This is a genomic window from Lysobacter sp. S4-A87 (assembly GCF_022637455.1).
Classification (GTDB): domain Bacteria; phylum Pseudomonadota; class Gammaproteobacteria; order Xanthomonadales; family Xanthomonadaceae; genus Lysobacter_J.
Window position 1 is genome coordinate 1,093,483 of record NZ_CP093341.1, and the last position, 19,578, is coordinate 1,113,060.

General features: G+C 67.8%; 15 protein-coding genes, 1 tRNA gene and 1 pseudogene. 14 read left to right on the forward strand and 3 right to left on the reverse strand.

Features of this window, described 5'->3' with window-relative positions; all coding sequences use genetic code 11:
- The first annotated feature begins 32 nt into the window (after positions 1-32).
- The 11 genes from MNR01_RS04850 (at position 33) to MNR01_RS04900 (ending at position 11,824) form a co-directional block, all read left to right on the forward strand.
- Positions 33-1,283: a DUF819 family protein gene (locus tag MNR01_RS04850; RefSeq protein ID WP_345779031.1), complete on the forward strand. Its 1,251-nt coding sequence runs from the start codon at positions 33-35 to the stop codon at positions 1,281-1,283.
- 26 nt (positions 1,284-1,309) lie between these two features.
- Entirely contained in the window at positions 1,310-2,713 is a 1,404-nt protein-coding gene (locus MNR01_RS04855) for an SH3 domain-containing protein (RefSeq protein WP_241919827.1), read from the forward strand.
- A 69-nt stretch (positions 2,714-2,782) separates the two neighbouring features.
- Positions 2,783-3,880, forward strand: a complete 1,098-nt coding sequence (locus MNR01_RS04860; protein WP_241919828.1) for a dipeptide epimerase — start codon at positions 2,783-2,785, stop codon at positions 3,878-3,880.
- A gap of 12 nt (positions 3,881-3,892) precedes the next feature.
- Entirely contained in the window at positions 3,893-4,741 is an 849-nt protein-coding gene (locus MNR01_RS04865; RefSeq protein ID WP_241919829.1) for a MurR/RpiR family transcriptional regulator, read from the forward strand.
- Positions 4,742-4,820: 79 nt separating this feature from the next.
- Positions 4,821-5,513 carry a L,D-transpeptidase family protein gene (locus tag MNR01_RS04870; protein WP_241920536.1) on the forward strand — a complete coding sequence of 231 codons (693 nt, stop codon included), beginning with the start codon at positions 4,821-4,823 and terminating at the stop codon, positions 5,511-5,513.
- A gap of 67 nt (positions 5,514-5,580) precedes the next feature.
- Positions 5,581-6,843, forward strand: a complete 1,263-nt coding sequence (locus MNR01_RS04875) for a dicarboxylate/amino acid:cation symporter (RefSeq protein WP_241919830.1) — start codon at positions 5,581-5,583, stop codon at positions 6,841-6,843.
- 143 nt (positions 6,844-6,986) lie between these two features.
- Positions 6,987-7,063, forward strand: a tRNA-Arg gene (locus MNR01_RS04880).
- 83 nt (positions 7,064-7,146) lie between these two features.
- Positions 7,147-8,679, forward strand: a complete 1,533-nt coding sequence (locus tag MNR01_RS04885; protein WP_241919831.1) for an aldehyde dehydrogenase family protein — start codon at positions 7,147-7,149, stop codon at positions 8,677-8,679.
- Between the two features lie 141 nt (positions 8,680-8,820).
- Positions 8,821-9,879, forward strand: a complete 1,059-nt coding sequence (locus MNR01_RS04890; protein WP_241919832.1) for a quinone-dependent dihydroorotate dehydrogenase — start codon at positions 8,821-8,823, stop codon at positions 9,877-9,879.
- On the forward strand, positions 9,876-10,913 hold the full coding sequence (gene murB / locus MNR01_RS04895; RefSeq protein WP_241919833.1) for a UDP-N-acetylmuramate dehydrogenase: 1,038 nt from the start codon (positions 9,876-9,878) through the stop codon (positions 10,911-10,913). Before MNR01_RS04890 ends, murB begins: the two co-directional genes overlap by 4 nt.
- Before the next feature lie 23 nt (positions 10,914-10,936).
- Entirely contained in the window at positions 10,937-11,824 is an 888-nt protein-coding gene (locus tag MNR01_RS04900; protein ID WP_241920537.1) for a DMT family transporter, read from the forward strand.
- Positions 11,825-11,861: 37 nt separating this feature from the next.
- On the opposite strand, the pseudogene MNR01_RS04905 reads toward MNR01_RS04900, so the two are convergent.
- Together MNR01_RS04905 and ispG are read right to left on the reverse strand one after the other, a co-directional pair.
- Positions 11,862-12,509, reverse strand: a pseudogene (locus tag MNR01_RS04905) (phosphatase PAP2 family protein); the annotation flags it as partial.
- A gap of 25 nt (positions 12,510-12,534) precedes the next feature.
- Entirely contained in the window at positions 12,535-13,815 is a 1,281-nt protein-coding gene (gene ispG / locus MNR01_RS04910; protein ID WP_241919834.1) for a flavodoxin-dependent (E)-4-hydroxy-3-methylbut-2-enyl-diphosphate synthase, read from the reverse strand.
- A 119-nt stretch (positions 13,816-13,934) separates the two neighbouring features.
- On the opposite strand from ispG, the gene xseA reads away from it, so the two are divergent.
- The 3 genes from xseA (at position 13,935) to MNR01_RS04925 (ending at position 18,560) form a co-directional block, all read left to right on the forward strand.
- The gene (gene xseA, locus MNR01_RS04915; RefSeq protein WP_241919835.1) at positions 13,935-15,302 is read left to right on the forward strand and encodes an exodeoxyribonuclease VII large subunit; all 1,368 of its coding nucleotides are present in this window, start codon (positions 13,935-13,937) and stop codon (positions 15,300-15,302) included.
- Between the two features lie 114 nt (positions 15,303-15,416).
- A complete protein-coding gene (locus tag MNR01_RS04920) occupies positions 15,417-17,063 on the forward strand; it encodes an acetolactate synthase large subunit (protein WP_241919836.1) in 1,647 nt (548 codons plus the stop codon).
- 33 nt (positions 17,064-17,096) lie between these two features.
- Complete coding sequence (locus MNR01_RS04925; RefSeq protein WP_241919837.1) at positions 17,097-18,560, forward strand: aldehyde dehydrogenase family protein; 1,464 nt, start codon at positions 17,097-17,099, stop codon at positions 18,558-18,560.
- Between the two features lie 75 nt (positions 18,561-18,635).
- Here the strand turns inward: MNR01_RS04925 and MNR01_RS04930 are convergent, their stop codons facing one another.
- Positions 18,636-19,307, reverse strand: coding sequence for a hypothetical protein (locus tag MNR01_RS04930; RefSeq protein ID WP_241919838.1), 672 nt, complete (start codon positions 19,305-19,307; stop codon positions 18,636-18,638).
- Positions 19,308-19,578 lie beyond the last annotated feature (271 nt).

Below are 19,578 nucleotides of genomic sequence, written 5' to 3' on the forward strand. Positions count from 1 at the left end.
CATGAGTGGAGTACCCGGTCAATAATTTATTCTTGACTAAAACCAGAAATGAAGTATGTATTCTGACCCAGTCGGCCACCGCCTTCCGTCCGGTGGCCCAGAGGGGACAAATCAAGATGATTGAAACGGTCTGGCCTTACGCCGCGGTTTTGCTGGTTTCGGCGGGCCTGTTTCCGTCCCTCGAGAAGCGGTACGGCTGGCGCCTGTTCTCGGTGCTGCCGCCGATCGTCCTTACCTATCTGTTCGTCACTGCGCTGGCGGTGGCCGGTCTGTGGCGGGCCACGCCGGAGATCGCCGCGGCACAACGCTCGCTCACCGCGCAGTTGCTGCCCGCCCTTTTGTTCCTGCTGATGGTCGGCTGCGACCTGCGCGCGATCGTCAAGCTGGGACCGCGCATGCTGGCGGTGTTCGCCTGCGCGATGCTCAGCATCCTGATCGCGATCGTCATTGCCTACCTGATCTTCCGCAACGCCCTGCCTGCCGACGGCTGGAAGATGCTGGCGGCACTGAGCGCGACCTGGACCGGCGGATCGGCCAACCTGGTTGCGGTGAAACAGTCGATCGGGCTTCCCGACAACCTGTTGCCGTCGGTGCTGCTGGCCGATGCGGTCTGCTATTCGGTGTGGGTGATCGTGCTGTTCTCGATCAACCGCTTCGCGCCGGCCTTCAATCACTGGACGGGCGCCGACGCGCGCGCGCCGTTGCCGCAGGTGGAACCCAGGACAACGGGTGATGCCGGCCCGGGCAGCGTGCTGCTTTGGCTGGGCCTGGCGCTGCTGGTGGGGAATCTGTCGGCGTGGACGGCGGCGTTGCTGCCGGTCGGCGGTTTCCTGACCGCGACCGCCTGGACGGTCTTGATCGCCACCATTGTCGGCCTGGTGCTGGCGCGCACCACCCTCGCCCATTCACCCGTGCCGGCGCCGCTGGCCAGTGCCATGCTGGCGTGTCTGGTGGCGGTGCTGGCATCGCAGAGCAACTTCCAGGGCCTCGATACCGCGCCGCTGTTCGTGGTCGTCGGCTTCACGGTGCTGATCGTGCATGTCGCGCTGTTGCTGCTGGCCGCGCGCCTGTTCCGCTTCGACCTGCACCTGTGCGGCATCTCTTCTCTCGCCCAGATTGGCGGCATGGCGACCGCGCCGGTGCTCGCAGCCACTTACGCCCGCGCACTCGTGCCGGTGGCAGTGCTGCTGGCGATGCTCGGCCTGGTGCTGGGCACCGGTATCGGTTTGGCGATGGCCGGGCTGCTTTCCGGCCTGGCCCCTGTTGCAAACATTGCGAGCTGACCGCTGGCATTTCCTGGACCCCGACGATGCGCCTGCCACTGACCCTTGCCCTCGCCCTGTGCCTCGCCGGCACCGCATTGCAGCCGCTGGCGGCGCGCGAACGGGCGTGGACCATTCCCGCCAGCACCGGCGTCATCGGTGTCGACGACGCCCAGCTCGACCCGGCCTTCTGGGTCAAGCAGCTCGCCGACCCGGACCGTGTCGTCCTCGATGCCGATGCGATCGCCGCGCAGAACGCGCGCCTGCACCAGCTCGACAAGAGCATCCATGACCTGGCGGCGCTGCAGGGTGCGCTCGATCGCACGCAGGTCAGCGGATGGATCGAGGCACTGTCGCGGCGGCCGACCAAGCCGTTGTTCGACGAACACGGCAAGCCAGTGGCGAAGGCAACGATTGACGGGGTAGTCGACTCGATCAATCTGGCCGCGGTGCCCGAACGCCAGGACACGCGCTATGGCCTGGTCGTGCACCGCGCCGAGCTGCGCACCTTCCCGACCTCGCTGCGCGCGTTCTCGTCGGACGACGACCACGACATCGACCGCTTCCAGGAAAGCGCGCTGTTCCCGGGTGACCCGGTGGTGGTCGCGCATGAAAGCCGGGATGGCCAATGGTGGTTCGTGGTGAGCCCGCGCTATGCCGCCTGGGTCGAGAAGCGCCACGTCGCCATCGGCAGCCAGGAACAGGTGCTTGGCTACGGCCGCAAAACGCCCTATCGCGTGGTCACCGGCGCGCGCGCCACCACCGTCTTCACCCCGGAAGAACCGGGCGTGTCGGAACTGCAGCTGGACATGGGCGTGCGCGTGCCGGTGCTGGCGGACTGGCCGCTCGGCAAGCCGGTCAATGGCCAGCATGGCTACACCTCGCACGTGATCGAACTGCCGGTGCGCAACGACGATGGCAGCCTGCGCTTCGCCCCGGCCCTGCTGCCGCGGCGCGAGCCGAGCCAGGACCATTACCTGCCGCTGAGCCAGCGCAACCTGATCGAACAGGGTTTCAGGTTCCTCGGCGAGCGCTACGGCTGGGGCCACAGCTACAACGGTCGCGACTGCAGCGGCTTCGTCTCCGAGATCTACCGCAGCATGGGCGTTGAACTGCCGCGCAACACCAGCGACCAGGCGGTGAGCCCGGCGCTCAACCGCATCGCCCTGGGCGAGCAGGACGGCCGCGAGCGCCGCCTGCAGATCGCCCACGAACTGCAGGTCGGCGACCTGGTCTACATCCCGGGCCACGTGATGATGGTGATCGGCCAGCTCGACGGTGAGCCCTACGTGATCCACGACACCACCGGCCTGAGCTTCGCCGGCGCCGACGGCAAGACCGTCCGCGCGAAGACCAATGGCGTGACCGTCTCGCCGCTGACGCCGCTGCTGTTCAACGGCAAGCAGACCTACGTCGATCGCATGACCAACATCCAACGCATCCGTCCCTGATAGAAAAATGCGAAGAACCGGGCGTCCAGGCGCCCGGCTTCCCCTCCCCAATCCAGCATCCGTGAATCAATGAAAATCACCGACATCCGCTTCGGCATGCTCCGAGTCCCGCTGAAAACGCCCTTCAAGACCGCCTTGCGCACGGTCGAGGCGGTGGAGGACATCGTCGTCTCGGTGCACACCGACACCGGTCAGGTCGGCTATGGCGAGGCGCCGGCGACCGCCGTCATCACCGGTGACACCCACGGCTCGATCATCGAGGCGATCCGCAAGTTCATCGCGCCGCGCGTGATCGGCCAGGAGATCGCCAACCTCAACCACATCACGTCGCTGATCCAGGGCGCGCTGGAGAAGAACACCAGCGCCAAGGCCGCGGTCGAGATCGCGGTCTACGACCTGTTCGGCCAGCTTTACGGCGTGCCGCTGTACAAGATGCTCGGCGGCGGCGACCCGGTGATCACCACCGACATCACCATCAGCGTCGACTACATCGACAAGATGGTGGCCGACTCGATCAGCGCGGTCGATCGCGGCTTCGAGTCGCTGAAGATCAAAGTCGGCAAGGACATCGGCGTCGACATCGAGCGGGTCAAGGCGATCTATGCTGCGGTCGAGGGCCGCGCCCTGCTGCGCCTGGACGCCAACCAGGGCTGGAGTGCCAAGCAGGCGGTGTATGCCATCAGCATGCTCGAGGACGCCGGCGTGCGCCTGGAGCTGGTCGAGCAGCCGGTCAAGGCCAAGGACCTGGACGGCATGAAGTACGTCACCGAGCGCGTGCATACGCCGATCATGGCCGACGAGAGCGTGTTCGGCCCCACCGAGGTCATCGACCTGATCCGCATGCGCGCGGCCGACATCATCAACATCAAGCTGATGAAGACCGGTGGCCTGTCCAATGCCATCCGCATCGCCGACATCGCCGAACTCTACGGCGTGGAATGCATGATCGGCTGCATGCTCGAGAGCAGCATCAGCGTCGCCGCGGCGGTGCACCTGGCGGTGGCCAAGTCGAGCGCGATCACCAAGGTCGACCTGGATGGCCCGTCGCTGTGCGCGTTCAACCCGGTCGACGGCGGCGTCAACTTCAACGAGTCCGAAATCTCGGTGACCGATGCGCCCGGCCTGGGCATCCGCGAGATCCGCGGGCTTGTGCCGATCGAGGCCTGACGGGTCCTGCCCATGTCGCCCCTGCTGAAGATCCGCTCCGAACGCGACCAGATGTCCGCCATCGAACGCCGCATCGCCGACTTCCTGCTCGACAACGCCCACCTGCTGCGCGACTACTCCTCGCAGCAGCTGGCCAATGCGCTGGGCATCAGCCAGTCGAGCGTGGTCAAGTTCAGCCAGAAGCTGGGATACAAGGGCTATCCCGACCTCAAGTACTCGATCGGCCAGGCGGTCGCGCGCGGCGACGGCGGCGACGACAACGTCGCCAGCGAAGTGCGCAGCGATGATCCGCATGCCGCGCTTGCCGAGGACCTGTGGCACCTCAAGGCCCAGGCCGAAGCCGAGACGCGGCTGATCAATCCGCCCGAACGCATCGACGCGATCGCGGCCTCGATCCAGGGAGCGGGCAAGGTCTTCATCATCGGCCTGGGCGAAGACGGCATCCCGGCGCGCGCGTTTGCCACGCGTTTGTCGATGCTGGGCATTCTCACCGTCCACTACGTCGATGCGATCCTGATGCAGGCGGGTGTCTCGAGCGCCACCCCCGGCGATGTGCTGCTGGTGTTCTCCGAACACGGCAGGCAGCCGGCGCTGTGCCAGATCAGCCGCTTGTTCCGCGAGCGCTTCGGCAAGGTGATCTCGGTCAGCCGGCACACGCCCAATCCGCTGCGGGCGCATGCCGATGCGGCGCTGCTGGTATCGGCCCACGACGAGCGCCGGCATATCGAGCCGCTGCTGTACCAGTGCGCGCTGCAGCACCTGCTCGACCTCATCTTCATCCTGCTGTGCGATGGCAGCGAAGACCGCCGCAGCCAGCTCGACTTCAATTTCGAGCGCATGCAGGACCTGCTGGACAGCTGAGATGACCCATCCGATGCACCAACGCGCCGCACGTGCCCTGCTCTGCCTCGCCACCCTCGCGCTGGCCGCCTGCGCCGGCATGAAGACCAGCCAGCCAACGCGACCATGGGACGACGCCGGGCAGATGGTCGTGGTGACGACCGCGGACTGGGACGCCAATACCGGCACGCTGCAGAGATTCGAGCGCGACGGCGCGGGCTGGCGTGCGCTGGCAGAGGCGGCACCGATCACGGTTGGCCGCAGCGGCTCCGCCTGGGGTGTCGGCCTGCATGCACCGCAGCCCGGCGAACCGCAGAAACGCGAAGGCGACGGCCGCGCACCGGCCGGCGTGTTCCGCATCGGCACCGCGTTCGGCTATGCCGACAGCACGGCAAGCGCCTGGCCCTACCAGGCGATGACGGCCTCGGACTATTGCATCGACGTCAACGCATCGCCCCTGTACAACCGCATCGTCGACGCGCGCCAGGTCGGCGCCGACGCCGTCGCCGGCTCGACCGAGCCGATGCGCCGCGACCTGCATGCCGGCGGCGACCAGCGCTACAAGCTCGGCTTCGTCATCGAGCACAACCCTGGCAATCGCAGTGGCACCGGCAGTTGCATCTTCGCCCACCTGTGGAAGGCACCGGGTGAAGCGACCGCCGGCTGCACGGCGATGGCCGAGCCGGTGATGCAGCAGTTGCTGGGATGGCTGGATCCGAAGCGAAAGCCGGTGTTCGTGCTGCTGCCCAAAGCGGAGTACGGGCGCGTCCAGAAGGACTGGGGCCTGCCCTGAGGCCGCAATCTTCGGCTTCGCTGCATTACGCTCATCCCACTAGCGCAACCTGCAACCAGGACCTTCCGTGTCGACCACCGCCCGCGTACTGCTCGGACTCTTTCTCGGTGCCATCATCGGCCTGCTCCTGGCCTGGTGGGACGTCACCGCCGCGACCCGCGTCGCCGACTTCGTCCAGCCAATCGGCCGGCTCTGGCTCAATGCCCTGCAGATGACCGTGGTGCCGCTGGTGGCGGCGCTGGTGGTGATCGGCGTCAACACCGCCACGGACGCCGCCGCGTCCGGGCGTACCGCGCGCAAGGCGATCATCACCTTCGTGATCATCCTCAGCGTCTGCGCCGCCTTTGCCGCGATCGTGGCGCCGCTGCTGTTCTCGCTGGTGCCGCGCCAGGAAGGCCTGGCCGAATCCCTGCGCGCGGCCACCGCCGGTACCGCCCAGCTGAGCCTGCCCAATTCGCTGGCCGACTGGTTCGCCGGGGTGATCCCCAGCAACGCCATCGCGGCTGCCGCGCAGAGCGCGATGCTGCCGCTGGTGGTGTTCGCGCTGTTCTTCGGTTTCGCCCTGACCCGGATCGAGACCGGTCGCCGCGAGCGCCTGCTGGAACTGGTCCAGTCCATCGCCGACGTGATGGTGGTGATCGTGCGCTGGGTGCTGTGGGCGGCGCCGGTGGGCGTGTTCGCGCTGGTGCTGGCGGTCTGCGCGCGCGTCGGCCACGGCATGATCGGCGCGTTCGGCTGGTATATCGCGATCCTGTCGGCGATGTACCTGTGCGCGACCGCGCTGATGTACCCGATCGCGGTGCTGGCCGGCGGCGAACGCGTCCGCCGCTTCGCCGCCGCGATCGTGCCGGCGCAGGCGGTTGCCGCCAGCACGCAGTCGTCGCTGGCCTCGCTGCCGGCGATGATCGAAAGCTCGCGCGTGCGCCTGGGTCATCCGCTCAGCGTGACCTCGCTGGTGCTGCCGATGGCGGTGTCGCTGTTCCGCATCACCAGCCCGATGCAGTACATCGGCGTGGCCTCTTTTGTCGCCTGGGCCTACGGCGTCGACCTGAGCGCGGCGCAGCTGGCGGCCGGCGCGGCCCTGGCGGTGGTGATCAGCATGGGTTCGGTCGGCCTGCCCGGCCAGGTCAGCTTCATGGCCACCAACATGCCGGTGACCCAGGCGATGGGCCTGCCGGTGGAGCCATTGGGCCTGCTGCTGGCGCTGGACACCATCCCGGATGTGTTCGCCACCCTGGGAAATGTCACCGGCGACCTGACCGCGACCGCGGTGGTGGCCAAGGGCCAGAGCGAACCCGAGTCGCAGATCGCTGCAGACGCGCAGGCCTGAGGCCCATGCGGGCCAATGCCGGCCCATGCCGGTCCGCGCCGGCCCGCGTCTGGTGATCGGGGTGGGCACGGCCAACCCGAATCCGGCGCAATCATGCGAAAATGCCGCGCTCGCGTTTCTTCAAACCCTTGATCTCAAAGCTTGGCCCCGTAGCTCAGTTGGATAGAGCGGTCCCCTCCTAAGGGACAGGTCGCACGTTCGAATCGTGTCGGGGCCGCCATTGCGGTGAGCCGGAGGTTGCTGCTGGAACCTGCTTCCAGGCGCAACCTCGCCTCGCCCTTCAGTCCCCCAGGAGCAAGTCCGATGACCCACCCCGTCCTCACCGCCCTCGGCCTGACCGATACCGAATCCGGCACCTACCTCGGCAGCGGCGAATGGTCGCCCACCCGGGATGCCGGCGTTCTGGAGTCGATCAACCCGACCAACGGCGAGGTGCTGGCCAAGGTCCAGGCCTCTTCGCAGGCCGACTACGACGCAATCGTTGACCGTGCCCAGGCTGCCTTCAAGGTGTGGCGCACCACCCCCGCGCCGCGTCGCGGCGAAGCCGTGCGCCTGTGCGCCGATGCGCTGCGCAAGCACAAGGACGCGCTGGGTTCGCTGGTCGCGCTGGAGATGGGCAAGTCCAAGCCCGAGGGCGATGGCGAAGTGCAGGAGATGATCGACATCGGCGACTTCGCCGTCGGCCTGTCGCGCCAGCTCTACGGCCTGACCATGCACTCCGAGCGTCCCGGTCACCGCATGTACGAGCAGTGGCACCCGATCGGCATCGTCGGCGTGATCTCGGCGTTCAACTTCCCGGTCGCGGTGTGGGCCTGGAACAGCTTCATCGCTGCCATCTGCGGCAACATCACCCTGTGGAAGCCCTCGCCGAAGACGCCGCTGTCGGCGATCGCCTCGATGAAGATCTGCAACGCCGCGCTCAAGGCCGGCGGCTTCCCGGACATCTTCTTCCTGTTCAACGATGCCGGCACCGAGCTGGCCTCGAGCTTCGTCGACGACAAGCGCATCGGCCTGATCAGCTTCACCGGCTCGACCAAGGTCGGCCGCATCGTCGGCGAGCGCGTCGCCCGCCGCATGGGCCGTTCGCTGCTCGAGCTGGGCGGTAACAACGCGATCATCGTCGACTCCAGCGCCGACCTGAAGCTGGCGATTCCGGCCATTGCCTTTGGCGCCGTCGGCACCGCCGGCCAGCGCTGCACCACCACGCGCCGCCTGTTCGTGCAGGAGTCGATCTACGCCGACGTGCTGGCCAAGCTGATCACCGCCTACAAGCAGGTCGAGAAGAAGATCGGCGACCCGACCGACCCGAACAACCTGATGGGCCCGCTCAACAGCCGCGATGCGGTGCAGGCCTACCTGGATGCCGTCGAGAAGGCCAAGGCCAGCGGCGGCAAGGTCGAGACCGGCGGTGCCGCCATCGACGGCCCGGGCAACTTCGTCCTGCCGACGATCGTGACCGGCCTGTCGAACGACGCTGAAGTCGTGCAGACCGAAACCTTCGCGCCGATCTTGTACGTGATGAAGTACAGCCAGCTCGAGGACGCCATCGACATGCAGAACGACGTGCCGCAGGGCCTGTCGTCGTCGATCTTCACCCAGAACCTGAAGGCGGCCGAGGCATTCCTGGCGGCATCGGGTTCGGACTGCGGCATCGCCAACGTCAACATCGGCACCAGCGGCGCCGAGATCGGTGGTGCTTTCGGCGGCGAGAAGGAAACCGGCGGCGGTCGCGAGTCGGGTTCCGACGCCTGGCGCGCCTACATGCGCCGGCAGACGAATACCATCAACTACTCCGACGCGCTGCCGCTGGCCCAGGGCATCAAGTTCGACCTCTGACCGACCGCCACCGGAACCAGGACCCCCGCCGCATGCAAGCAGCCGTCCGTCGCGACAACAGCACGCTCGCTATCGTCAGCCCGGGGTCTGCTGTGTCCGGCTGGACGCTGCTTCCGAACCGGCAGCGGGGTGGGTGCTGACATGTATTCCGTCGCCCGCCCCTTCCTGTTCGGACTGGACGCCGAGACCGCGCACGACGTCACCCTCAAGGCGATGGAAGCGGCCTACCGCAGTGGCATGAGTCCACTGCTGGGCCGGCGTCCGGCGCCGTTGCCGACGCGCGCCTTCGGCCTGACCTTCCCCAATCCGGTGGGTCTGGCCGCGGGCCTGGACAAGAACGGCGCGCACATCGACGCGCTGATGGCGCTCGGGTTCGGTTTCGTCGAGATCGGCACGGTGACGCCGCTTCCGCAGCTGGGAAACCCGCGCCCGCGCATGTTCCGGTTGCCTGACCAGAAGGCGGTGATCAACCGCCTGGGCTTCAACAACGGCGGCGTCGAGGCGCTGGTGCGCAATGTCGAAAAGGCACGCCGACGCGGCGGCCTGCTCGGCATCAACATCGGCAAGAACAAGGACACGCCCAACGAGTCGGCCGAGACCGACTACCTGCATTGCCTCGAGCGGGTCTACCCCCTTGCCGACTACGTCACCGTCAACATCTCGTCGCCCAACACGGCCGGCCTTCGCGAGCTGCAGGAAGAGCAGTCGCTGCGGCGCCTGGTATCGATCCTGCGCGAAGCACAGGAGCGCCTGGGCGCCTTGCATGGCAAGCGCGTGCCGATGCTGGTCAAGATCGCCCCCGACCTCAGCGACAACGACGTCGAGGCCGCCGCGCGCGTGCTCGGCGACCTCCAGGTCGACGGCGTGATCGCCACCAATACCACCGTCTCGCGCATCGGCATCGACGGCGCACCGCATGCCTCCGAAACCGGCGGCCTGTCGGGCCGGCCGCTGATGGGCCAGGCAACCGCGGTGCTGCGGATGATGCGCACGCGCCTGCCCGAGTCGATCCCGATGATCGGTGTTGGCGGCATCCTCTCCGGCGCCGACGCCGCGACCAAGATGGCCGCCGGCGCGACCCTGGTGCAGTGCTACACCGGCCTGGTCTACCGCGGCCCGGCCCTGGTGCACGAATGCGTCGAGGCCATGCGCCGGCGCAAGGAAGCCCCCAGCCGGGGCAACATGCCGCCGATCGTATGAGCGAGGCCGTCCGCATCCTGCGCGATGCCCCGCTCGATCATCGCAACACCTTTGGCGTCGCGGCGCGCGCGTCGTGGCTGGCGGAGCTGGGCGATGCCCGTGCGCTGCCGGAAATCCTGGCGCGGGCGGAATTCCGCGAACGCACGCCGCTGGTTCTCGGCGGCGGCAGCAACCTGCTGTTCGCCGGCGACCCGCCAGCACCGGTGCTGGCGTTGACCGGACAGGACGTGCGCGTGCTGCACGACGACGCGGTCGCCATCGTCCGTGCCGACGCTGGCGTGCAGTGGCACGGCTTCGTGATGCACACGCTGGACCAGGGCCTGGCCGGCCTGGAGAACCTGGCATTGATCCCGGGCACGGTCGGCGCCGCGCCGATCCAGAACATCGGCGCCTACGGCGTCGAGGTGCGCGAGTTCATCCACGCCGTCGAGGCATTCGAGCCGGCCACCGGCCAGGTGCATCGACTCGACGCCGCGGCCTGCGCGTTTGCCTACCGCGACAGCGTGTTCAAGCACGCACCTGATCGCTACATCGTCACCGCCGTCGAGTTCGCGCTGCCGCGCGCGCCCTCGCTGAAGCTCGACTATGCCGGCATCGGCGACGAGATCGTGGCGATGGGCATTGCCGCACCGACGCCGCGCGACGTTGCAGATGCGGTGATCGCGATCCGCCGCCGCAAGCTGCCCGACCCGGCCGTGCTCGGCAACGCCGGCAGTTTCTTCAAGAATCCCATCGTGCCGCTGGCCCAGGCCGAGGCACTGCAGGCGCAATACCCGGCGATGCCGGTGTTCCGCGGCAACGACGCCGCCACGCGCAAACTGTCGGCCGCATGGTTCATCGATGCCTGCGGCTGGAAGGGCCACCGCGACGGCGACGCCGGCGTGGCCGCGACGCATGCGCTGGTGCTGGTCAACCATGGCCATGCCAGCGGCCAGCAACTGCTCGACCTGGCCCGGCGCATCGCCGACTCGGTCCGTACGCGCTTCAACGTCGAAATCGAGCCCGAACCGCGAGTCATCGGCGCCACCTGGTGAACGCAGCAACCGCTTCGACCCCGATGCGCGCGGCGGGCTTCATGCTCGCCAGCACGCTGTGCTTCGGCGCGATGGCCATCACCATCCGGCTGGCATCGGCGACGCTGCATACGTTCGAGATCGCGTTCTTCCGCAACCTGTTCGGCCTGATGGCGGTGCTGCCGCTGATCGCCGGCGTCGACCGCGCCTCGCTGCGCACGCGCCAGCTGCCGCGCTATTTCGTCCGCTGCGCGATCGGCATCGGCTCGATGCTGGCCGGCTTCTGGGCGATCGGGCACCTGCCGCTGGCGCAGGCGATCTCGCTGTCGTACTCCACGCCGGTGTTCGTGACGATCGCCGCGGCGATCTTCCTGGGTGAGCACGTCCGCGCCCGGCGCTGGGCGGCAGTGGCGATAGGGTTTGTCGGTGTGCTGGTGATCGTGCGTCCGGGCTCGGCGGAGTTCAGCACGGGCACGCTGATCGCGTTGCTCGCCGCCGTGCTGAGCGGTGTCGTCGCGATCCAGATCAAGCAGCTGTCACGCGTGGACGCGGCCAACACCATCGTCCTCTACACCTATCTGTTCTGGGTGCCGATGTCGCTGCTGCCAGCACTGTGGGTGTGGGAATGGCCGCAGGGCATCGCCTGGCTGTGGGTGATCGGCGCCGGCATCTTCGGTACCGGTGGCCAGGTGTTGTGGACCCACGCGCTCAAGCTCGGCGAAGTCTCGGCGCTGACGCCGATCAGCTTCATGCAGCTGCCGCTGGTCGCCACCGCGGGCTGGTTGTGGTTTGGCGAGAGCGTGGACGGATGGACCTGGGCCGGCGCGGCGATCATCCTGTCGGCGAACGCCTACATCGCCCATCGCGAGGCGGTGCTGATGCGCCGTGCGGCGACGGTTGCGCCGAGTGCGGCGGCGACGCCGGGCGAGTAATCCTGCCTTTCGGGCCCTGGCCTGCTGACGACACGTGCCACGGCCGCAACCCGCCCCAGTACACCAGCAGGTAGACCGCCACCGTCCACACACTCGCCGCCGCCCACCCGGCGAGGATGTCCGACGGGTAATGCACCCCCAGGTACACCCGCGACAATCCCACCAGAACCACGAACGCCGCCATCAGCGCCACCACCGGCCAGCGCCAGCGCGTGCGCCACGCCAGCAGCACCAGCACCCAGGCCAGCGTCATCGAGCCCATCGCGTGTCCGCTGGGAAAACTGAAGTTGCTCTCGGGCGCGATCGAATCCCACAACGACGGCCGCTCGCGTGCGAACGCCGCCTTGGCGGCGATGTTGAGCAGAGCCGAGCCCGCAAGCGCGATCGCGGCGAAGGTGGCTTCGCGGTATCGGCGCAACCACGTGAGTACCAGCACCAGGACGATGTCGAACGGCACCACGCCCCACAGATAGCCGATCCGTGAAATCACCACGAAGAAGCGATCGAAGCCGTCGCGCGCAAGCTCATGGGCGAAGCGCAGGATCGGCTCGTCGAATGCGATCGCTTCCTGCTCGTGGATCTCGTCGGCGAGTTCGGCGAACCCCCACAGCGGCAACAGCAGGCCGATGAACACCAGCAGCAGCCGGCCGCCGTAGCGGCGCAGCACGCCTGCGCCGTAGCGCAGCTCCTGGGTGAGTGCGTCGCTGCCCTCAGCCGGCACGCGCTGCGTCGTCTGCCGCGCCGTACTTGCGCTCGACGTAGCGGTCGATGAGCTCGACGAACTCGTGGGCGATGTTCTCGCCACGCAGCGTCACGGTCTTCTCGCCGTCCTCGAACACCGGCGCCGATGGCGCCTCGCCCGTACCCGGCAGCGAGATGCCGATGTTGGCATGGCGCGATTCGCCCGGGCCGTTGACCACGCAGCCCATCACCGCCAGCGTCAGGTTCTCCGCGCCGGGATGGCTGATCTTCCACACCGGCATCTTCGCGCGCACGTGTTCCTGCACCTTCTGCGCCAGCTCCTGGAAGAAGGTGCTGGTGGTGCGGCCGCAGCCCGGGCAGGCGGTGACCATCGGCGTGAACGCGCGCAGGTCCATGGTCTGCAGCAGTTCCTGGGCGACGATGACTTCGTTGGTGCGCGACTGGCCCGGTTCGGGCGTCAGCGAGATGCGGATGGTGTCGCCGATGCCTTCCTGCAGCAGCACGCCGAGCGCGGCGCTGGAAGCGACGATGCCCTTGCTGCCGATGCCGGCCTCGGTCAGGCCCAGGTGCAGGGCGAAATCGCTGCGACGGGCCATTTCGCGGTACACCGCGATCAGCTCCTGCACGCCGCTGACCTTGGCGCTGAGGATGATGCGGTCGGCCGACAGGCCCAGCTCGACCGCGCGCGCGGCCGAGTCCAGGGCCGAGCGGATCAGCGCTTCGCGCAGCACTTCAGCGGCTTCGCGCGGCTCGGCGAGCTTGTGGTTCTCGTCCATCAGCTGCGCGGCCAGGGCCTGGTCGAGCGAGCCCCAGTTGGCGCCGATGCGCACCGGCTTGCCATGCTTGATCGCCAGCTCGATGAGCGTGGCGAACTGGCTGTCCTTTTTCTTGCCGAAGCCGACGTTGCCGGGGTTGATCCGGTACTTGGCCAGCACTTCGGCGCAGGCCGGCTCGGCGGTCAGCAGCTGGTGGCCGTTGTAGTGGAAGTCGCCGATGATCGGCACCTCCACCCCCATCATCGCCAGCTTGTCGACGATGCGCGGGACCGCGGCGGCCGCTTCGACGGTGTTGACCGTCACCCGCACCATTTCCGACCCGGCGCGCCACAGCTCGGCGACCTGCTTGGTGGTCGAGGCCACGTCGGCGGTATCGGTGTTGGTCATCGACTGGACGACGACCGGCCGGCCGCCGCCAACCTCGACGCCGCCGACGAGTACCGAGCGCGTCAGGCGGCGCGGCAGCGGGCCGAAGCCGGGGTGCGCGCAGGGAGCGGGAGCATGTGAATTCATGCCGCCATTGTAGGCCAGGCCCGCAGCCAGCCCCAGCGCCGGCTTGACCGGGACGTGACCCGGACGTGACCCAGCGCAGCCCCTGCGCTACCTTGGCCGGCCGTGACACGTTGCAGTCCATGAACGATTACCCCTCCGAACCGGGCCCGGGCGGCCACGCCGACCAGGTCCTGACGCCGAGCCAGCTGAACACGCTGGCGCGCGATCTGCTGGAAGGGGCGTTCCCGCAGGTCTGGATCGAGGGCGAGCTGGGCAATGTCTCGAAGCCGTCATCGGGCCATCTCTACTTCACCCTCAAGGACGCACGCGCGCAGGTGCGCTGCGCGATGTTCCGGCCCAAGAGCAGCTGGCTGAAGTTCGTCCCGCGCGAAGGCCTGCGCGTGCTCGGTCGCGGTCGCCTGACCCTGTACGAAGCCCGTGGCGAATACCAGCTGGTGTTCGACCACATGGAAGAGGCCGGCGAAGGCGCCCTGCGGCGCGCGTTCGAGGAACTGCGCGCCCGCCTCGCCGCCGAAGGCCTGTTCGACAACGAGCGCAAGCGGCCGCTGCCACGCTTCGCCCGACGCATCGGCGTGATCACCTCGCCCAGCGGCGCGGCCGTGCGCGACGTGCTGAGCGTGCTGGCGCGGCGCTTCCCGCTGCTCGAAGCCGACGTCCTGCCGGTCCAGGTCCAGGGCGAGGGAGCGGCCGCGCAGATCGTGGCGATGCTGCAACGGGCCATCGCCTCGGCGCGCTATGACGTGCTGGTGCTGGCACGCGGCGGCGGTTCGCTCGAGGACCTGTGGGCGTTCAACGACGAGCGCCTGGCGCGCACGATCGCCGCCTCGCCGGTACCGATCGTGTCGGCGGTCGGCCACGAGACCGACTTCAGCCTCAGCGACTTCGCCGCCGACGTGCGCGCACCGACGCCGTCGGTCGCGGCCGAACTGCTGGCACCCAATCGCGAGGACCTGCTGCACCGCCTGCGCATCCTCGAATCACGCCTGCGCAACCTACATACGCAACGCCTGCGCCAGGCCATGCAGCGCGCCGACCGCGCCGCGCTGCGCCTCAATGCGATGCGCCCGCAGGCGCGGCTGGAAGCGCTCGACCGCCGTCAGCGTGAAGCCCTGCGCCGCCTGCATGCGGCCTGGCGCCAGCGACTCGAACGCGAGCGGGCGCGCCTGCGCCACGCCGACGCAGTGCTGCGCTCGGCCCACCCGCAACGCCGCATCGCCGGCCTGCGCGAACGCCTGGCCGCACTGCGCCCGCGTCCGCAGGCCGCGATCGCGCGCCGGCTGGCCAAGGACGCGATGCACCTGCGCGGCCTGGCGCGTTCGCTCGAAGCGGTGAGCCCGCTGGCTACCGTCGCGCGTGGCTATTCGATCCTGCAGCATGCCGACGGCAGGATCGTGCGCAGCGTACTCGATGCGGCCCCAGGCGACCGGCTGGCGGCGCGTCTGAGCGACGGGCAACTGCACGTGCGGGTCGAACCCAAGGAAGACTGAGCCGCGTCTGTTCGCGACTGCAAATCACGGCTGAAGCCGCTCTCACTGCACCATCACGCATTCCACCACATGGCTCCCGCTACGATGCGCGGACCCGTGCCCGAGGAAGCGTGCATGACCAAGGCCTCCGATCTGTTCGTCGCCGCGCTCGAAGCCGAGGGCGTGGAGTACGTCTTCGGCATTCCCGGCGAAGAGAACCTCGACCTGCTCGAATCGCTGCGCAATTCGCCCATCCGCCTGGTACTGACCCGTCACGAACAGGGCGCCGGTTTCATGGCCGCCACCTACGGTCGCCTGACCGGAAAAGCCGGCGTATGCCTGTCGACGCTCGGCCCCGGCGCCACCAATCTGGTCACCCCCGCTGCCTACGCCCAGCTCGGCGCGATGCCGATGTTCATGATCACCGGCCAGAAGCCGATCAAGACCAGCCGGCAAGGGCACTTCCAGATAGTCGACGTGGTCGACACGATGCGGCCGCTGACCAAGTACACACGCCAGATAGTCTCCGCCGACGCCATTCCCGCGCGTGTCCGCGAGGCCTTCCGCCGCGCCGAGGAAGAACGCCCCGGCGCGACCCACCTGGAGCTTCCGCAGGACATCGCCGGCGACGAAACCAGCGCCCGCCTGATCCCGGCCTCGTTCTCGCGCCGGCCGATCGCCGACGACAAGGCCATCGCCCACGCCGCCGCCGCGATCAGCCAGTCACGCCACCCCCTGCTGATGATCGGCGCCGGCGCCAACCGCAAGACCACCGCGCGGCAATTGCGATCGTTCATCGACAAGCTCGGAATCCCCTTCTTCAGCACGCAGATGGGCAAGGGCGTGATCGACGAACTGCATCCCCTGTGGCTCGGCAATGCCGCCCTGTCGGACCACGATTTCGTCCACCGCGCGATCGACGCAGCCGACTGCATCGTCAACATCGGCCATGACGTGATCGAAAAGCCGCCGTTCTTCATGCGCGAGGGACGCCGCACCGTCATCCACGTCAATTACGAGGCCGCCGAGGTCGATGCGGTGTACTTTCCCCAGATCGAAGTCGTCGGCGACATTGCCAACACGGTCTGGCAACTGGGCGAGGTGCTGAGCGCACAGGCGCACTGGAACTTCGCCTTCTTCGACCGGGTGCGCACCGCGCTGCTGGCCAACCTCGTCGACCGCAGCGACGCGGACCGCTTCCCGATGGCCCCCCAGCGGCTCGTTGCCGACGTCCGCAAGGTCATGGGCCCGCGCGACGTGGTCTGCCTCGACAACGGCCTGTACAAGCTGTGGTTCGCCCGCTGCTATCGCTGCCGCGAACCCAACACGCTGTTGCTCGACAACGCCCTGGCGACCATGGGCGCCGGCCTGCCCTCCGCGATCGCCGCGCGCATCGTCTGCCCCGACCGGAATGTCCTGGCCGTATGCGGCGACGGCGGCTTCATGATGAACTCGCAGGAACTCGAGACCGCGGTGCGCCTGGGCCTGGACCTCACCGTGCTGGTGCTGCGCGACGACGCATACGGCATGATCAAGTGGAAACAGGCGCACGAGCGCTATCCGAGCTTCGGCATGGACCTGGGCAATCCTGACTTCGTACGCTATGCGCAGAGCTACGGCGCGCGCGGGCATCGCCCTGCATCCGCGGACGCGTTCGCACCCATGCTGCAGCGTGCGCTCGACACCCCCGGAATCGACCTGATCGAAGTGCCCATCGACTACAGCGACGACGACCGCCTGCTCAACGAAGAGATCCCGAAGCTGAGCGCGGCCCTGCAGTAGTCATCCGCCCCCCATTCTTCATCGGAGAACGACATGGCAAAGCCCAAGCGCGCCGCCTCCGGCCTGATGGCCAGCTACCCGTACTACCTCGCCAACCGCCCGGTCGCCGCCAACACTGACCTTGAGGTGCTGGACAAGTACAGCGGCAAGCGCGCCACCCGCGTCGCCATTGCCGACGCCACGGCCGTGCGCAAGGCCATCGTCGCCGCCCACCAGGCGCGCGAGTCGGTCGCTGCCTTCCCGCCCGATGCACGCCGTGACGTGCTCGAGCATTGCGTCCGGCGTTTCCAGGAACGCTTCGACGAACTGGCGCTGGCGTTGTGCATCGAGGCCGGCAAGCCCATCGCCGACGCACGTGGCGAGGTCACCCGGCTGATCGACACGTTCCGCATCGCCGCCGGCGAGGCCACGCGCATCGATGGCGAAGTGATCGAACTGCAGATCTCCAAGCGCACGCGCGGTTACCGCGGCATGGTCAAGCGCGTGCCCATCGGCGTGTGCAGCTTCATCACGCCGTTCAACTTCCCGCTGAACCTGGTTGCACACAAGGTCGCGCCCGCGCTGGCGGCAGGTTGCCCGTTCGTGCTCAAGCCCTCGGAGAAGACGCCGATCGGCGCGCTGATCATCGCCGAGGTCCTGGCCGAAACAGATTTGCCCCGCGGCGCGTTCTCGGTGCTGGCCTGTTCCACCCAGGACGCCTCGCAACTGGTCGAGGACGAACGCATCGCGCTGCTGAGCTTCACCGGCGGCCTGATCGGCTGGGACCTCAAGGCCCGCGCCGGACGCAAGAAGGTCACGCTGGAACTGGGCGGCAACGCCGCCTGCATCATCGACGACGACCCGGGCATGCCGCTCGATCGCGTGGTCGAACGACTGGTCTTCGGCGCCTACTACCAGAGCGGCCAGAGCTGCATCAGCGTGCAGCGCATCTACGCGCACGCAGCCATCTACGACAAGCTGCGCAAGAAGCTCAAGGCAGCGGTGGCGAAGTTGCCGATGGGCGATCCGCGCGACGAGAAGACCTTCATCGGCCCGATGATCGACGAGGCCGCGGCCAAGCGCGTGGACAGCTGGATCGAGGCCGCGCGCAAGGGCGGCGCCCGCCGCCTGGCCGGTGGCAACCGCAACGGCAACATGGTGCCGGCGACACTGCTGGAGGGCGTGCCCCGCGACAGCGAGCTGTACCGGAAGGAAGCCTTCGCTCCGGTTGCGCTGATGGAACCGTTCGACGATTTCGATCGCGCCATCGACCAGGTCAACGACAGCGACTTCGGCCTGCAGGCCGGTGTGTTCACCGCCCGCCTCGACCACGCCATGCGCGCTTGGGACCGCCTCGACGTCGGCGGGGTGATCGTCGGCGACGTGCCCAGCTTCCGCGTCGACAACATGCCCTACGGCGGCGTGAAGCATTCAGGGCTGGGCCGCGAAGGCGTGCGTTATGCGATCGAGGACATGACCGAGCAGCGCCTGCTGGTGATCCGCGATCCGGCCAGCTGAGCTTCGACACATGCAGATACGGCACCCCTTCCCCCGGCTGGGGGAAGGAATGTCGAGGCCTGCCGGACCGTTGACTCAGTACTCTTTGCGCGGCGCGGGTTCGTCTACCTTGCCGATGCTGGTTTCGCCGATGCTGACCTTGCCGCCCGTGGCCCACTCGGCCACCGGCTGCAGCCATTCCTGCCTGGGCTCATGGAACAGCGCCTCGCCGTGGCCGGTGTTGAGCACCAGCTCCTTGCGCTCGCTGACCTTGGGTGAATCGCCCCACAGCGGACGGCACGACAGCGACGTGCTGTCATTGGCGTCATGCACGCCGAGCACGCGACCGCTCATGCGGAAGTTGTAGTTGGCCTTCATCACCGGATCGCACTGGCCGAGCAGCACGTAATTGACGTGCCGGTTGCCGACCAGGGCGGACGTCAGCGTGGTCACCGCGGAGCCGGTGCCGGCGCCGACGACGTTGATTTCCTCCGGAGCCACGCCCTTGGCCATCAGTGCGCGAACTTCGTCGGCGATGCGATGTGCATAGGCCAGGCGCGTTTCGCCTGCATAGGCGAACGTGCTGACTTCGAAGCCCTGGTCGTCAAACGCCTGCACGATGGCGGCGTGGTCGACACCCGCTTCGGTGGAGGGCAGATAGATAAGGTGTGGCGAACCCGCCATCGCGGTCGACGACGCAGCAAGGAACACTGCAGTTACGAGTGCGCGGCGGGTGTGCTTCAGCGGGGAAGGCAAGGAACGGGTCATGGCAGGTACCTCCAGCAAAGGCGTCGGGGGACGCGGGGGAAGCTGTAAAGACGTAACCGGCGGGCTCAATCGTGCGCGCCATCTGTTGTACTCACCAGTTCGAAAGGTCATACCAACTTCTGGGATACACGAAATTGGATGCGTGACGGGCCGTGCGCGTTTATGCACAACGCGGGTTAAATCGATCACTGTGTGAAGTGAATGCGGCCACCGTTCTTCGCTGCCATAGGTAATGGTCACTTCCGACCCATCGACCGGGTTGGAACAAAAG

Coding starts and splice junctions, on each gene's coding strand:
- MNR01_RS04855 (WP_241919827.1), top strand. CDS start 1,310: ATGCGCCTGCCACTGACCCTTGCCCTCGCCCTGTGCCTCGCCGGCACC.
- MNR01_RS04860 (WP_241919828.1), top strand. CDS start 2,783: ATGAAAATCACCGACATCCGCTTCGGCATGCTCCGAGTCCCGCTGAAA.
- MNR01_RS04865 (WP_241919829.1), top strand. CDS start 3,893: ATGTCGCCCCTGCTGAAGATCCGCTCCGAACGCGACCAGATGTCCGCC.
- MNR01_RS04870 (WP_241920536.1), top strand. CDS start 4,821: ATGAAGACCAGCCAGCCAACGCGACCATGGGACGACGCCGGGCAGATG.
- MNR01_RS04885 (WP_241919831.1), top strand. CDS start 7,147: ATGACCCACCCCGTCCTCACCGCCCTCGGCCTGACCGATACCGAATCC.
- MNR01_RS04890 (WP_241919832.1), top strand. CDS start 8,821: ATGTATTCCGTCGCCCGCCCCTTCCTGTTCGGACTGGACGCCGAGACC.
- murB (WP_241919833.1), top strand. CDS start 9,876: ATGAGCGAGGCCGTCCGCATCCTGCGCGATGCCCCGCTCGATCATCGC.
- MNR01_RS04900 (WP_241920537.1), top strand. CDS start 10,937: ATGCGCGCGGCGGGCTTCATGCTCGCCAGCACGCTGTGCTTCGGCGCG.
- ispG (WP_241919834.1), bottom strand. CDS start 13,815: ATGAATTCACATGCTCCCGCTCCCTGCGCGCACCCCGGCTTCGGCCCG.
- xseA (WP_241919835.1), top strand. CDS start 13,935: ATGAACGATTACCCCTCCGAACCGGGCCCGGGCGGCCACGCCGACCAG.
- MNR01_RS04920 (WP_241919836.1), top strand. CDS start 15,417: ATGACCAAGGCCTCCGATCTGTTCGTCGCCGCGCTCGAAGCCGAGGGC.
- MNR01_RS04925 (WP_241919837.1), top strand. CDS start 17,097: ATGGCAAAGCCCAAGCGCGCCGCCTCCGGCCTGATGGCCAGCTACCCG.
- MNR01_RS04930 (WP_241919838.1), bottom strand. CDS start 19,307: ATGACCCGTTCCTTGCCTTCCCCGCTGAAGCACACCCGCCGCGCACTC.